The sequence below is a fragment of the Halodesulfovibrio sp. genome (genome assembly GCF_025210605.1).
GTDB lineage: Bacteria > Desulfobacterota > Desulfovibrionia > Desulfovibrionales > Desulfovibrionaceae > Halodesulfovibrio.
This window is the reverse complement of the sequence record NZ_JAOARI010000018.1, coordinates 80969-97220: the sequence shown is the minus strand read 5'-3', so window position 1 is coordinate 97220 and position 16252 is coordinate 80969. Positions and strand designations below refer to the sequence as shown.

The 16252-nt window shown below is 44.2% G+C and carries 8 protein-coding genes; 7 read left to right on the top strand and 1 reads right to left on the bottom strand.

Going from position 1 to position 16252, the window contains the following annotated elements; all coding sequences use genetic code 11:
* The first annotated feature begins 131 nt into the window (after positions 1 to 131).
* Positions 132 to 2240 carry a succinate--CoA ligase subunit alpha gene (sucD, locus tag N4A56_RS07155; protein ID WP_295546104.1) on the top strand — a complete coding sequence of 703 codons (2109 nt, stop codon included), beginning with the start codon at positions 132 to 134 and terminating at the stop codon, positions 2238 to 2240.
* 455 nt (positions 2241 to 2695) lie between these two features.
* Positions 2696 to 4513 (top strand): methyl-accepting chemotaxis protein, encoded by a 1818-nt coding sequence (locus N4A56_RS07150; protein ID WP_295546101.1) that lies wholly within the window; start codon positions 2696 to 2698, stop codon positions 4511 to 4513.
* Between the two features lie 132 nt (positions 4514 to 4645).
* On the opposite strand, the gene N4A56_RS07145 is transcribed toward N4A56_RS07150, so the two are convergent.
* The gene (locus N4A56_RS07145) at positions 4646 to 7849 is read right to left on the bottom strand and encodes a DEAD/DEAH box helicase (protein WP_295546099.1); all 3204 of its coding nucleotides are present in this window, start codon (positions 7847 to 7849) and stop codon (positions 4646 to 4648) included.
* Between the two features lie 209 nt (positions 7850 to 8058).
* On the opposite strand from N4A56_RS07145, the gene N4A56_RS07140 reads away from it, so the two are divergent.
* From N4A56_RS07140 to N4A56_RS07120, 5 genes are all read left to right on the top strand, one after another.
* Positions 8059 to 9759: a peptide-binding protein gene (locus tag N4A56_RS07140; protein WP_293671372.1), complete on the top strand. Its 1701-nt coding sequence runs from the start codon at positions 8059 to 8061 to the stop codon at positions 9757 to 9759.
* Positions 9756 to 11909 carry a bifunctional (p)ppGpp synthetase/guanosine-3',5'-bis(diphosphate) 3'-pyrophosphohydrolase gene (locus tag N4A56_RS07135; protein WP_293671371.1) on the top strand — a complete coding sequence of 718 codons (2154 nt, stop codon included), beginning with the start codon at positions 9756 to 9758 and terminating at the stop codon, positions 11907 to 11909. The genes N4A56_RS07140 and N4A56_RS07135 overlap by 4 nt, the downstream gene beginning before the upstream one ends.
* A 408-nt stretch (positions 11910 to 12317) precedes the next feature.
* Positions 12318 to 13370, top strand: a complete 1053-nt coding sequence (locus N4A56_RS07130) for a chemotaxis response regulator protein-glutamate methylesterase (protein ID WP_293671370.1) — start codon at positions 12318 to 12320, stop codon at positions 13368 to 13370.
* A 37-nt stretch (positions 13371 to 13407) separates the two neighbouring features.
* Positions 13408 to 15330: a HEAT repeat domain-containing protein gene (locus N4A56_RS07125; protein ID WP_295546094.1), complete on the top strand. Its 1923-nt coding sequence runs from the start codon at positions 13408 to 13410 to the stop codon at positions 15328 to 15330.
* 13 nt (positions 15331 to 15343) lie between these two features.
* Positions 15344 to 16222 carry a protein-glutamate O-methyltransferase CheR gene (locus N4A56_RS07120; protein ID WP_293671367.1) on the top strand — a complete coding sequence of 293 codons (879 nt, stop codon included), beginning with the start codon at positions 15344 to 15346 and terminating at the stop codon, positions 16220 to 16222.
* The last annotated feature ends 30 nt before the right edge of the window (positions 16223 to 16252 follow it).

Sequence of the window (16252 nt, the reverse complement as noted above, 5' to 3'; positions counted from 1 at the left end):
TTATGGTTTGAGTAGCCGGAGCATAGAATGACATAAGCCGACCTGTGCGGATGACCGTGCGTAAAATTCTTGTCCAGCGAATGGTTCCAACACTTGATGACTGATAACTCTCATCTTACGGACGGAGCGCCATGTTTTTAAATGAGCATTTGAGCAAGAAGTTGTTTGGAGAGGCTGGAATTACTATCCCTGAGGGAACTCTTTTAACACCAGAATCCATAACCGTGCCTGAGCATCTTACTCCCCCTTGGTATTTAAAAGCGCAAGTACTTACCGGCGGGCGGGGAAAAGCAGGTGGCATTTTACGGGCAGACACTCCTGAAGAATTTCATCAGAAAGCTGAAAAGATTTTTGCAATGGAAATTAAAGGAAATGCTGTTCCTTTTATCCGAGTCGAGCAGGCAACGGAGATTGCCAAAGAATGTTACCTTTCCTTTGTGCTTTCAAGAGAGCGCAAAGACCTTCTCTTCACAGTAAGCGCAGCTGGCGGCATAGAGGTTGAGAATGCCGCTCAGGCTACAAAGCCGCTTATTCAGCGTGTGCACCTTTCCTCCGGTCTTAAAGACCATCATTTGCGTGCAGCTTTTTTTGATCTCGGAGTAGATAAACAATTTTATTCAGATTTTTGTGATCTAGTTAAAAAGTTGTACGGCGTTGTTTCCGAATATGGTCTGCTTATGACAGAAATTAATCCGCTGGTTATCACTGCTCAAGGAGAGTGGGTGGCTTTGGACGGAAAGGTGGAGCTTGATGACAACGTTGTTGAAATGTATCCAGAGCAGCTGGAAGGATATTACACTCCAGAACATCATTCCCCTGAAGAAACTATCGCTCGTGAAGCGGGGTTGAGCTACGTCCAGCTAAAAGGCTGGGTGGGTATTCTTGTAAACGGTGCAGGGTTGGCAATGGCTACCATGGACTTGTTGAATTTTAACGGGCTGTCTGCTGCAAATTTTATGGACTTAGGCGGTGCAGCAGACAGAGAGCGCATTAAGCGCGCTCTTGATTTGCTTTTTGGAAATGATGACGTTGCAGCTGTCTTCATAAATCTTTTTGGCGGAATTGTATCATGCAAGGAAGTGGCAAAAGCACTTCTTGCTGTGCTTGATGGCAAGTCCGCCCCTAAGCCTATTGTTATCCGCATGGCTGGGCTGGAGTCTGATGAAGGGCGTGCTTTGCTACAAGAATCCAGCATTGAAAATGTATTTATTACTACTGAAATGAATGAAGCGCTTGAACAGCTTCATGCTCTCAAACCTGCGGATGCTCCGACAATTGAATACCCCATAGAAGAGGAAAAAATTCCTTCAATTATGCCGCCATTCACCCGTACTGGCAGGGGGAATGTACTTGGGGTAAACAGTGATTCTCAGGTTCTCGTTCAGGGCATTACCGGAAAAGTCGCACAGCGTCATGTTGCTTTGATGCAAGAGTACGGCACGAACATTGTTGCCGGAGTGACGCCATTTAAAGGTGGTCAAACAGTAATGGGGATTCCTGTATACAACTCAGTGCACGAGGCAAAAAAGAATCACCGCATTGATGCTTCAATAATTTTTGTTCCAGCCGCGTTTGCAGCGGATGCTGTTTCAGAATCAGCCGCAGAAAATATTCCGTGGGTCATATGCATTACTGAGGGGATTGCCCAAGCGAGCATGCTTTCTGCTCTGAAAGATATCAACGGCTCAACAACTCGTATTGTCGGACCGAATACTCCGGGAATAATTGTCCCTGAGCAGTGCAAGATTGGCATTATGCCTGCGAGTGTTTTTACGGCAGGGCATGTGGCTATATTCTCCCGCTCCGGTACGTTGACGTATGAAGCAGCGGACAGGCTGTCGCGCGCAGGCATCGGGCAGTCGTTCTGTGTAGGAATTGGTGGCGATTCATTTATTGGCACAAGTTTTACGGATTTATTCGAGCTGGTGCGGAATGATGATAATACACATGCAGTTCTTATTTTAGGAGAGGTAGGTGGTTCCGCTGAGGAGGAACTTGCAGCGTACGTGAAATCAACGGGATTTGAAAAGCCTGTAGTATCCTTTATTGCAGCGCGTACAGCGCCTCCGGGAAAACGTTTGGGTCATGCCGGAGCAATCTTAGATGAAAATTCTGGCGGTATTGAGCATAAACTTCAAGCAATGCGCGATGCAGGATTTGTTATCAGTCCTGATCTTGCACAGCTTCCTGATTTAGTAAAAGGCGTTCTTTCTGGAGCAGCCGATAAAATGACAGCATAAACTATTTTATGCGTGAATATCTGACAAGGCAACTGCGGTAGTGGTTGCCTTGTTGTTTTGACCGTATCTATCTTGAATGAGATGTGTAGTGTCAGCTTTTTTGAAAGTAGTTTGTAGGGATGTAGAGTCATGACATACACGGTTGTGCTACTCATTATAAATGTAGTTATTGATAAAGATATCTATTTGTAATAAAGCGATGATGTATTTACGACTGGTAAATCTAGCTTGTTGCAATGAGGGCGGCATTGTTTTGCACAGCAGTTATACATGTAACTTTTTTAGTGTCGCTCTTTTTTATGCAATTAACTATGCTTTAGCGATAATGTGGTATGCATATACGCTGTAATACACAGTATGTTTATTGGGCAAAGGAGAGAGTAATACTGCTGGGGGTTAGTATTACATATTTAGTAACTAATTAATTTTATGAAAGAAGAGTCGAGAAAATTGCTATGATTCGGAAATTCAAAATTGCGAGTAGGGTTCAGATACTTTTTGCGTTACTTCTTCTCTCTCTTGGGGGACTTCTGGTAGAATATTGGCAGGCTTCCAATAACTTGATTGATACAAGTTCGGCGGAAGTTAATAGCCAAATGACGATGCAGGAAAAAGATAAGATAGCAGTAGCAACAACCGTGCTTGCAAGTACGCTTGCTACAAGGCTTGAGGGGGTAAGTGACCCTTCCATGCAACAAAAAATTATTCAGAAAGTTTTTTCAAATATTCGATTTGAAAAAGATCGATCTGGATATTTTTATGCTTACAGGGGAACTACCTGTGTCGCCCACGGGTCGAATCCTTCTCTTATTGGGAAGGACTTGAGTGGATTAAAGGGACCCAATGGTGCTTTTATCATTAAGGACTTGTATCGAATAGCCAAGTCTGGTGGGGGAATCTCCGAATTTGTGTGGAATAAACCCGGTGCTGGTGTACAGCCCAAAATTGGCTCCGCACAATATATTCCAGGAACAGATATTTGGCTTGGCACTGGTATTTATTTGTCCAACATTGAGAAAAGCCATGCAGCATTTACAGTGGCTCTTCATGAGCTTGTCCGTCCTCGAATAATACTGGTTGGTTCGCTTTTTACTGTTTTTCTTGTCGGGATAATGTTCCTTTGTGTGTATATCATTCGCAGTATACTTACACCGCTTTCAATTGTTAAAGATGGTGCTAAAAAAATTGCAGATGGTGACCTTGAATTGCATATCCCTGTTGAAGGTGCAGATGAGCTTACAGAGCTTGCTGTCGCTATGAATGCAATGTCAGAGGCACTTGTAACCGGTAACTCTGAGCTGCGAAAAGCGACAATTGATGCCAAAGAAAAAGCACAGGCAGCCGCAGTAGCGCAAGATGATGCGGAAAAGAACCGTCACGATTTACAAACATCATATGATGAAATTTTACGTACTGCGCATGTGCTCGAAGAGGCTGCTGTACACAGTAAATCTATGATGGAAACTCTTTCCAGACACATGGCGACTGTTGGCGAGCGTTCTGACGATCAGCAGAATCAAATGACAGAAGTTGACAGTGCAATGCAGAACTTAAATCAAGCTGCTATTCTGATTAAAGAACTTGCAAATCAGGCAATGTCGCAAGGTGAAGATGAACTTAACACAGTTCGTGAAGGTTCTCAGATGATTGAAAAATCTCTTTCTGCTATCAAAGCGGTTCATAAAAAAGCAGATGCGTTGCAAGAGCAGATGAGTCAGCTTGATAAGCAGGCGGAATCTATCAATCAGGTTATGGTTGTTATTTCAGACATTGCAGACCAGACTAACTTGCTTGCACTTAATGCTGCTATTGAAGCAGCCCGCGCTGGCGAAGCTGGTAGAGGATTTGCTGTTGTTGCGGATGAAGTGCGAAAGCTTGCAGAAAAGACAATGGAAGCAACACGGGAAGTTGGGCAAACAATTTCCGGTATTCAGCAGGCAACACAGGTCAATGCAGTTTCTATGAATGGAATTGCAGATGATATCACCGCTACCGCTGGACTCGCAGAAGATTCCGGTGAACGCTTCAGTCAAATTGCTTTGGGGGCTGAGTCCGCATACAACCGTTCTATGCAGATTTCTGAAGCAGCGGATAGACAGGCTCAAGAATATGTTCAGGTTTCGAATGCGTTGGAACAAATGCAAGGCTTTGTGACTGCTTCGGGCGAAGAGGTTAGTGGAGCAACGCAAGTTATTGAAGAACTTGGTGGCACTACCGAGCATATCACCTGTGTAACTGAAGAGTTACGTCACCACGCTCATGCATCTAAATAGCGGATGGATAGAAAAAATATCTTGATGTTTTTCCGCTAGCGTTTGTGCGCAATGAAGATAGCAAGATTACCGATACGATATAAAAAAAGGGAGCCAAATGGCTCCCTTTTTTTATATTGCTTGTTTTGTGTCTTAAATGTCGAACAGCATTTCAAGGTCGTCTCTGGTGAGAGATTTCCATGCTTCCTTGCCAGGAATAATGGAGTCTGCAACGCCTTTTTTCATATCCTGAAGTTTGAGGATCTTTTCTTCAACGGTATTCTGACAAATCATTTTGTATGAGAATACCTGAGACTTCTGACCAATACGGTGAGCACGGTCAGTTGCCTGATCTTCAACAGCAGGGTTCCACCAAGGGTCGTAGTGGATAACATAGTCGGCACTGGTAAGGTTGAGACCGGTACCACCTGCTTTCAAGGAAATGAGGAAGATAGGAATATCCGGTGAATCGTTAAACCTGTCTACCTGCTCGAAACGGTCTTTTGATGTACCGTCAAGGTATGCGTATGGAATGTCAGCAATCTGTAACCATGAACGGATAATGTGGAGCATGGATACAAACTGTGAGAACACCAATACCTTATGACCTTCGGAAACAATGTCAGTAATCATGTCCTTGAACGCATCAAACTTACCGGAAGGCAGGTTTGTAGTGAATCCAGGCATGTTGAGATTGAGAAGGCGAGGGTGACAACAAATCTGACGAAGTTTGAGAAGCGCATCCAGAATTGACATCTGGCTTTTTGCCATACCTTTTTCATCCACGTCAGACATAACCTGTTCTTTAAGCTTGGCAGCAAGAGCGCCATACAGTTCTGCCTGCTCTTCAGCAAGAGCACAGTACTGGACGTTTTCGATTTTAGGCGGCAGGTCTTTGGCTACTTCTGCTTTTGTACGGCGTAAGATAAACGGTTTTACGCGAGTACGAAGTTGCTCAATAGTTTCTGCATCACCATCTTTAATCGGCTTTACAATGCCACGCTGGAATGCATGCTGCGAACCGAGGAAGCCAGGCATAAGGAACTCGAACAATGACCAAAGCTCGAACAAGTTGTTCTCAATCGGAGTACCGGAGAGACAAAGTCTCTGCTGTGCGTTGATTTTACGAACAGAGCGTGCTGTGATTGTGTTCGGGTTTTTAATGTTCTGCGCTTCATCAAGAATAATAGAGTTGAACTCATAGTTCTGTAACTCTTCAAGGTCACGGCGAAGCAATGCATATGTTGTAACAACCAGATCAGATTCAGCAATCTGCTTGAACATGTTTTCGCGTCGGGTTCCGTAGATGATAAGGCGTTTAAGTTCTGGTACAAACTTAGATGCCTCACGGTCCCAGTTAGGAAGAACAGAAGTCGGTACAACAATCAGGTTTGGTCCTGTGTCGCCGCGTTCTACCATGTGCTGAATGAAAGAAAGAGTCTGGATTGTTTTACCAAGCCCCATTTCATCAGCGAGGATTCCACCGAAACCGTATTCACGCAAGAAGTTAAGATAACTGAGACCTTGCTGCTGGTACCCGCGAAGAGTTGCCTGCAAGCCATCCGGCTGATTAACAACGGCAATTTCTTTGAAGGTATGAATTTTTTCGCGCAGCGTATCCCAGAAACCGTCTGTTTCTACTTCAGGAAGATCATCAAGCAGGTTGTCCAATACAGGCGCTTCGTACTGCTCGAATCTCTGCTGAGGTGGTTTCTCAGGGTCAAGACCCATGGCACGCAGTTTGTGTGCAACTTTTTCCAGCCATGATTCAGGCAGGCTAGTGTATGAACCGTCTTTCAACTGAACATAGCGCTTGCCGTGAGACCATGCTTTCCAGATAAGATCGATAGGTACTTTCTGACCATCGTAATCAACTTCAATGTCGAGAGAGAACCATTTTTCTTCTTCGTTGGATTCCACTGTAGCGTTAATAACTGGAGTGGCAAGGCGTACCTTATACTTAGAGAGCGCTTTTTCACCGAAGACGCGGTACTGCTCAATAAGTTTAGGGTATGCATCCAAAAGGAACGTAATGGCTTCTTCCGGCTCAAGGAACCAGATTCGGTTGTTACGAGGCTGGAAGTTCATTTCGAGCAGCTTTTCAGCGAGCTTAGCTTCTTCGTCCTGCATGCGACGAATAAGATATGTTGTGTCTTCGAAAGAATAGCTGCCTGTCATGAATTCAGGGTTAGGTCCCGGAAGCAGGAATTCACCATGAATTGTTTCATAAAAGTTTTGAATTTCTAAGGTGAGCAGTGATCCTTCTTCATCAAGGAAAAGTTTCGGGTTGTATGTGCCGGGAACAAAAATAGGTTCCATGTGCTCAAGAAACTTCTCCGGCTCATGCAAGTCGGATGTCGGGAACTGTGTCCAAACTCTGTCGAGAAATTCAGGAATATCATCACGGCTGACATGTGGAGGATGCTGCACAAGATCCTGAACAAGCATTGAGTCCAGAGTTGTGTGTACAGGGTGAAAACCCTTTTTCCAGCAAACCCATAATGGCATTTGACCATGGAAGGAAACTTCTTCTTCTGTAATGGACAAAGGCTGCTTTCCGCTGCCTTCAATCATAACAGCAAAGGTAAGTCCTTCTTCCTCAAGATCTGGTTTGAGTTTGAGCTGCATGGTTGTAGTTTCGATACGGCACGGCTTATCTGTGTCCTGCCAGAACAAGTAGTACTCGCTCTTAACAGTCCATAAAAACCATGTGAGTAATCCGTCAGGGATTTCTACACGATGCCCGAAGTAGTCATTATATTTGCCAACTTGTTCCAGCAATTCCGCAAGCCCCGGAGTTTGCTCATGCCAATCCGGATGATCGAGGATTTGCTGGATAGTAATTTCGTTATGCACTGTGGATAGACCGGATTTATTCTGCCTTGCGCGGAAGAATGAAACCTGAAGTCTGCCCGGTTCGGGGTGAAAACGGTAAAGAAGGTAATGTCTGCCCGCTTCTGGCTCAAGCTCAGTAGCAAAGTATGATCTGAAATTCTGTCTCCAGTCAGACCGTGGCTTTGTCGGGGTTGCTTCTGCTGTGTTACCTTCTTCAAGGGAAGGAATAAACTTGAGAGCAGCGGCACCTACGTGACGACACGCACCAGAAAAGGCCTCTGGGCAGTTGCAGAGAAAGTTTGTGGAATTCTCATGGAAATCCAACGAGATTTTCGGAGAATAAATCTGAAAATCTTCACCCTGCACTGTACCGGAGATATCCCAGTAGCCGTCCCCTTTTTTGACGCTGATCTTCTGAACTCCGCCGGAGTCGAGAAGATATTGGGAACCTTCAATAATATATTCTGGAATGGTACTTGATACCAATTCGTGAAGCAGTTTTTTTGCGGAAGCTTCATCCATCTAAAAAAGCTCCTTGTGGAGTGTGTAACGTCCGAAAGGGACGTCCTGCTATTTTACCCTAATAGCAAGAGGGGCATAAGGTTATTCAAAATTCAATCAGTTTTCAATAGGGTAGAAGTTTGTTAGCGTTACTTTTACCGTCTGAAATGTTTTTTTCCGTATCGGCTCAGGATACTCTATCTGATGATTTTGGCAATAGTGAGGATGCTATGCATTGCAGTTTGCAAAAAAGAGTACTTTTAGGAGTACTGCTATGTTTTTTGTTTTTAACAGGTTGCAGCTCTCCTGCTGAAAAAAAGCAATCTGCATCTACCGCGTCGGCGACTTCTAGCACGCAATCCGAAAGAGCCGTTGGCGACAATACAATAAATATTCACAAACCGGAATACGGTGGGCGCATTATTTTAGGCTCAATAGGAGATATTACAAATATGATCCCTATGCTGAGCTCTGATGCTGGTTCCCATGAAGTTGCATCGCATATTTATGTATCCCCTTTAAAGTATGATAAAGATTTAAACATAGTTCCCTATGCAGCAGAATCATTTGAAGTACTCGATGAAGGAAAAAGGATACGCATTACTATGCGTAAGGATGTGTTGTGGGAAGACGGTGTGCCGCTTACTGCGGAAGATGTAGAGTTTACCTACAAATTATATATAGATCCCAACACTCCAACTGCGTATGCACAAGACTACTTGTTAGTGAAAAAGTTTACTTTACTAGATAAATATACGTTTGAAGCAACATATGAAAAACCGCTTGCGCGTGTTTTACTGAGTTGGATGTTTGATATTATGCCAAAGCATCTGCTCGAAGGGCAAGATTTGCTGACGTCTCCCCTTACTTCTCAGCCTGTTGGCGCAGGGCCATTTAAATTTAAAAAATGGGACAGGGGAGAAAAAGTTGTTCTTGAAGCAAGTGATACATATTTTCTAGGAAGACCATATCTGAATGAGATAGTATATCGTGTTATTCCAGATGTATCTACAATGTTTTTGGAATTGAAAGCAGGACATATTGATATGATGTCACTGACGCCACAGCAGTATCTTTACCAGACAAGCAGTAAATTTTTTCAAGATAATTTTAATAAATACCGATATCTTTCTTTCGGATACTCTTTTTTAGGGTTCAATTTTAGAAGTCCGTTTTTTCAGGATGCGCAGGTTCGCCGTGCTATTTCTTACGCAATTGATAAAGAAGGCTTGGTGAAAGGGGTGCTCTTTGGTCAGGGAAAACCGACAGTCGGTCCCTACAAGCCGGGTACATGGCCGTATAACACGGCTATTGAAGATTACGGGTATGACCCTGAAAAAGCATCGCAACTGCTTAAAAAATCTGGATGGGAGAAGAATAAAGATGGCGTACTGGAGAAGGATGGAATACCGTTTGCGTTCACAATCCTGACCAATCAGGGCAATGAGGAACGGATAAAAACAGCTACGATTATTCAAAGCCAGTTGAAAGATATTGGTATTCAGGTCACTATTAGAACCGTTGAATGGGCGGCATTCATCAAAGAATTTATTAATAAGGGACGCTTTGACGCACTTATTTTGGGGTGGAACATCCTTCAAGATCCGGATATTTCCACAGTTTGGCATTCTTCACGGGCTGAAGAAGGCGGGCTGAATTTTATTAAATATATTAATCCGGAACTTGATAAATGGCTCGAGGTTGGTCGTAACACACTGGATATGGGGGTGCGGAAGGAAGCGTACGACCGCGTGCAGGAAATTTTGCACACGGATCAGCCGTACTGCTTTTTATATGTTTCCTATTCATTACCGATCATCCAAAAGCGATTTAAAGGAATTGAGCCTGCACCGGCAGGTATTACGCATAATTTAGACCGATGGTGGGTTCCTAAAAGCCAGAGGCGCTACGAGGTTGTAACTAATCCATGATCAGGATTCAGGAAATTTTAGATAAAGTAACAGAGCTGCGTCCAGATGCGGATGTTGCTTTGATTCAGAAAGCATATGTGTTTTCTGCTGCTGCGCATGCAGGGCAGACCCGTCTTTCGGGCGAGCCTTATTTGTCGCATCCGCTTTCTGTCGCCTATGAACTCGCCAGTATGCGTATGGATGATATTTCCATTGCTGCTGGGCTGCTGCATGATACTGTAGAGGATACATCTGCAACTATCGAAGGTATTGATGCCCAGTTCGGTGAGGAAGTGGCAGACGTTGTTGACGGTGTGACAAAAATCAGCCTTATGACGTTTGAGAGCAAGGAAGCTGCACAGGCTGAAAACATTCGTAAGATGATTCTTGCGATGGCTGAAGATATCAGGGTTCTTATTGTGAAGCTTGCTGACAGGCTGCACAATATGCGAACTCTGGATTTTCAGAAGCCGCATAAACAAAAGCTTATTTCGCAAGAAACCATGGATATTTATGTTCCACTTGCGAACAGGCTTGGTCTTCACCGTATAAAACTTGAGCTTGAAGATTTAAGTTTCCGCTATTTGCGTCCAGAAGTGTTTAACTCCATTACTGAATGGTTGGAAGAAAACAGAACTTCCGGACAGGAATACATTGAAAGCGTCATTGAATTGCTTACAGCAATGATGGGTGACAACAAAATTAATGCTGAAATTAAAGGACGTATTAAGTACCGTTACTCCATTTACCGCAAAATGGAGCAACAAAATCTTACGCTCGATCAGGTTCATGACATTATTGCCTTCCGTGTAATCGTCAAAGATGTTCGTGATTGTTACGCCGTCCTTGGGCTTGTGCATGCCATGTGGAAGCCTGTTCATGGAAGATTCAAAGATTATATCTCCATGCCGAAGGCGAACATGTATCAGAGTCTCCATACTACAGTTATGGGACCTGAAGGCGAGCGTATCGAAATCCAGATTCGTACAGACGAAATGGATCAGATGGCGGAATTCGGTGTTGCGTCTCACTGGCTGTACAAAGAAGGCGGCGGTGGACGTCTTAAAGCTCGTGATGTTCAGCAGTTTACTTGGCTTCGGGAATTGCTTGACTGGCAAAAGATGGAAACAGATTCCAAAGAGTTCATGCGCTCTTTGAAATTCGATCTATTTAAAGATGAAGTATATGTCTTTACACCGGGCGGGGATGTAAAGGAACTGCCGGAAGACGCAAGTCCTGTTGATTTTGCGTACATGATCCATACGCAAGTTGGTGACAAATGTTCCGGTGCAAAGGTCAACGGTAAACTTGTTCCTCTTTCTACTACATTGAAAAATGGTGACACAGTAGAAATTATTACCGATCAGCACAGGCATCCTAGCCGTGATTGGTTGCGTTTTGTTAAAACAGCAAAAGCGCGAACCCGTATTAATCATTTTATCCGTACCGAAGAGCGAACCCGTTCCATCAGCCTTGGTAAAGAAATGCTGGAAAAATTGGGACGCCGTATGGATATTAATGTCCAGAAGGCTCTCAAAGAAGGTGCTTTTGAAGCGGTAGCGGAAGAGTTTAATCTGAAGGAAGTGGACGAACTGCTTTCTCAGGTGGGCTATGCTCGACTGACACCACGCAAAGTACTCCAGCGTCTGCAACCTAAAGAAGTGCCAGAGCCGGAAGAAACCGTAGCAGAACCTCAGGCTGAAGAGCGTGTGGAGCAAACCCATGCGAACAGTGTTGGCATTAAAGGTGTCGATGACGTTCTGGTTCGTTTTGCTCGCTGTTGCACCCCTGTTCCGGGTGAGGCTATTGTAGGTTTCATCAGTCGAGGGCGTGGTGTTACTGTTCATACATCTGACTGTCCTAATGTGCAGAACCTTGAGGCTGAGCGCCTGATTTCTGTGTACTGGGATGGCACTGAGAATAAACCTTACCCTGCTCGTATTAAGATGATTTCTAAAAATATTATGGGCATGATGGCGAAAGTCAGTGACCTGCTTATGCAGGAGAATGTTAACCTAGATGCCGGTATGTTCCATTCAATGGTAGACGGTATGTCTGAAATGGAGTTTACGGTAGAAGTGCGCGACATTGCACATCTGTACAGAACTATTGATAAACTTCGTGCTTTGGAAGGAATGGTAGAAGTATCTAGACTTTCTTCTTCAGATTAATTTGTTTTTGCCGATAAGTTTGTAGGCGCGGTTTATGTGACTACAGTACTTGTTGTGTATTGTCTCTGCATTGAAACAATAAATAGAAGAGCCGCGACGCCGTAAAATGGTTTCGCGGCTTTTTTTATAGGCTGTACTGCATAACAGTTGTGTGCATGGTGCTGGTGTTGCATGAGGCTCGCGTCTTGGCTTGTGGAAGTTTTACTCACAAGGCGGGAGCATTTGCTTATGGGAGAATCTACATGAGAATACAGTTTTTTGTAAAATAGCGAATGCTTGCCTATTGTAAAATAATTAGAATTCTCTATGGTGTTTTAAACAGACTGGGAGCGACATACAGTATGTCATGTCTGGACAGATTGAGGCATGCTGTACTGGTCCGTTGTAAAATGAGAACAGGAGATTCTGTTGATTAAGGTTGTAGTAGTAGATGACTCTGCGTTTATGCGCAAAGCGTTGACAACGATGCTGGAGAAAGATCCGGACATTAAAGTTGTTGCAACGGCACGCAACGGTGCAGAAGGGCTTACCGTCATACGACAGTATAACCCGGACGTTGTAACTCTCGATATTGAGATGCCTAAAATGGATGGTCTGACAGCTCTGCGTCATATTATGATGGAGATGCCGCGACCTGTTCTGATGATTAGCTCGCTTACTATGGAAGGGGCGGAATCAACGCTTAAAGCTATGGAGCTTGGTGCAGTTGATTTTATTCCTAAGCAGCTGTCTAAGGTTTCACTTGATATCGTCAAAATAGAAAGAGATCTTCAACAAAAAGTTAAATACGTTTCCCGCCGTAAGCTTCGTGCTCCGCGCACCCGCAGACCATCAGTGGCTGCCAGACCAGCAGCCCGCGTTGCACCACCTGTAATGCATGGCAGACCTAAACGCGATGTGGTTGCAATTGGTGTATCTACTGGGGGACCTCCTGCTGTACAGAAAGTATTATCCAAACTTCCTGCTAATTATCCGGCTTCAATTCTAATTGCACAGCATATGCCTGCGGCATTTACAGGGCCTTTTGCAAAGCGTCTTGATAGCGTGTGCAAAATTAAAGTGAAAGAAGCAAACGGCACTGAACCGATTGCACCGGGGACAGCGTACATTTCACCGGGGGGAAAACATATTGTGTTGCAGCAGCGTGGCTCCAGAATGGAAGTTGCGGTGAAAGAAGAGCCTGCTGACGCACTGTATAAACCATCTGCAAACGTATTAATTGAATCCGTAGCCAAAGCACAGGGACGCAGAGCTGTGGGGGCAATTTTTACCGGTATGGGGAATGATGGCTTGCTAGGAATCCGTGAATTAAAAAATAGAGGTGGCTATATTTTAGCGCAAAATGATGCCTCTTGTGTTGTTTACGGTATGCCTAAAGCTATTGTTGACGCAAAGCTGACCGATGAGATTCTAGATATTGATGATATGGCGGCAGCTCTGATGGCAAGCATTTACAAATAATAAATGCGGTATTTTCCGCCAAATAAGAGGTCTATGTATGTCTGAATGTGACACTATTTTAAGCCGGTTACGCTCTGATGATTCAGAATCCGTTCGCGACGCTGCCTATGTTGCAGGTACGGAAAAATTAGAGTGTGCAATCCCGGAACTGATCCGGCATATTCAGGAAGGAAACCTGGGTGTGCAGGAAGCAGCAGATCGTGCTTTGCGTGTAATCCGAGGGGAAAAAACTGTTCAAGCTGTTATTCCGCTGCTTGCTTCAGAAGAAGCACCAGTGCGTAACGCTGCCATGGATATTCTGCGCGAGGTTGCAGAAGATGATCTGGAAAGTGTGATGAAGGAACTGAAGAGTTCAGATCCGGATTTACGAATTTTTGTGTCCGATATTTTAGGCTCAAGCAACAGCCTGTTTGCAGTTGCCCCGTTGTGTGATGCATTGCTCAAAGATGAGGAAGTCAACGTTCGCTATCAGGCAGCGGTAAGCTTGGGCGAACTTGGGTTTGCTGATGCAGCGGATAGTTTGATTCAAGCATTAGGCGATGAAGAGTGGGTGCAATTTTCTGTTATTGAAGCTCTGACAAAAATTGGTGCAGCGCAGACAGCCGGAGCGTTAGTAAGAGCGCTAAGCAATGCCACTCCGCTTGTTGCATCCATGATTGTTGAAGCACTCGGCGAAATGGGTGATTTGAAAATTGTACCGTTGCTTGTTGAGCAGATGAAAACAGCTCCAGCGCCGCTTCAGAACAAAATTTGTAAAGCTGTTGTGCAGCTTCTGGGTGACAAGACTCTTGAACTGCTTCCTGCTGATAAAAGAGAGCAGTTTACAGAAGCATTACTCGCTGCCCTTGAAGACGAAGATGAAGATGTACAGCTTGCTGCACTGCGTGGGCTTTCTACAGCTCAAGGCGATGATGCTACTCGCAAAGTAATGAGTACGGTTGTTACCTTTGATGTTGACCGTGATACAGACAAACTTCTTGCTGCGGTGGAATGTCTTGCACATATTGGTTGTAATTCTGGATTCTTAGAAGTATTCCACGGTGATAACGAGTTAGGATTACGTGTTGCGGCGGAAGCCGTCTCCCGCATGTCTCATGATGAAATGCGAAAAGCAATCCCGACTATTATTTCTACTTTTGAAGAAAAAAATCTGCTGGTTCAGCGAGATTTAATTACTGTACTTGCTGCGGCTGCTGGTTCTTCAGAAGAAGCATTCTTCCAGAATGTATTAATCAGTCATTCCGATGAATTGATTTTGAAAAAGGCACTCTATTTCCTTGGTGAAAATTCGAAAGCGCCTGAAAGTGCTGAGATTGTCTTTGCCATGTTGTCACATGAATCCTTTGAAGTGAAGGATGTGGCACTTGAGGCAGCTATAGCCATGAATAACGAAATGCTGTGGATTCGTTTTGTATCCAGAGTAGAGAGTGAAGACCCTACCGAGCGTATGATGGCAGTATACGCTTTAGGTAAATCTACAAACGACGTGTATGTGGATTTACTCAAAGAAGCGCTTTCCGACCCTGTTGTCGATGTTCGACTGGTAGCCTTTGAAGGACTTATTGCATTAAATGCAGACCCTGCTTCCCTTATGGAACAGGCAAAAGTTTTACTTAACGATGACAACCGCGATATTCGCATTGCCGTAGTTGATATGATTGGTAAAACGCAGTCTGATCTGTATCTCCAGTACTTGATTGAGGCTCTGGACGATGAGGATGATTGGGTTGTTGTACGTGCTGTAGAGCATTTAGGTGCACTCGGTAACGATGACGTGGTGGAACCATTGCTAAAAGTATTTGCAGAGCGAAGCGCTCTGGTACAGCATAAGGTAGTAAAAATGTTAGGCAACCTTGGGACGGAACGTTGTTTCGGTGCACTGTTAACAATGATGAGTCACGATGATCCTGAGATTTGTGACGCAGCTGAACAAGCGGCGAATCTGATAAGAAGCAGATAATTAGGGGGGCCATGTGTCATCACTTTTTTCTAGAACAACAAGTTTCCAACGGGAGCTTAAAGCCAGTGACGAAGAATTCCGACAGATTCGAGATTTTATCTACGATCTGTGCGGTATCCATATCGCCGACAATAGAAAGTACCTTATTGAAAATAGATTAGCCGCACGTTTGAAAGACTTGAATCTTAAGACCTTCGGTGAATATTACTACTACCTTCGCTATGATAAAAATCGTAGAGACGAGTTAAATAAGCTTTACGAAGTAATTACGACGAACGAAACCAGCTTTTACAGAAACCCACCACAACTTAAGGTTTTTCAGGAAGTTGTGTTGAAAAATATGCTGAGTGAGCTTAAGGCAAAAGGAAGCCGTAGACTGCGTATTTGGTCTGCTGGTTGTTCTTCAGGAGAAGAACCATATACTTTGGGCATAATTTTGCATGAAGTTTTGAGAACAGAAATTGCTTCCTGGGATATTAAAATCACAGCCAGTGATATTTCTACAGCGGTATTAGCGGCAGCTAAGAGTGGAATTTATTCCGATTATGCATTACGTACCACTCCTCCTGAGATCACGCGTAAGTACTTCAAGAAGGAAGGAAAAGAGTACCACCTTGCAGAAAGCGTAAAAAAACTTGTTCGGTTCGATCAGTTAAATCTGAACGACAAGTTGCAGATGCGACGGGTTGAGCGCTCTCAGATAGTATTCTGCCGAAACGTAATTATTTATTTTGATGATGAAATGAAGACTCGGGTTATGAGTGCCTTCTACGATAACTTGCTCCCGGGCGGTGCGTTGCTTATCGGGCATTCAGAGTCTTTACATAATATATCTCGGGCATTTAGACCCGAACATCACAAGGGTGCAATCGTCTATCGCAAAGATTCTTAATCTGAAGTCGTAGGGCACCCGAAAGAGGAG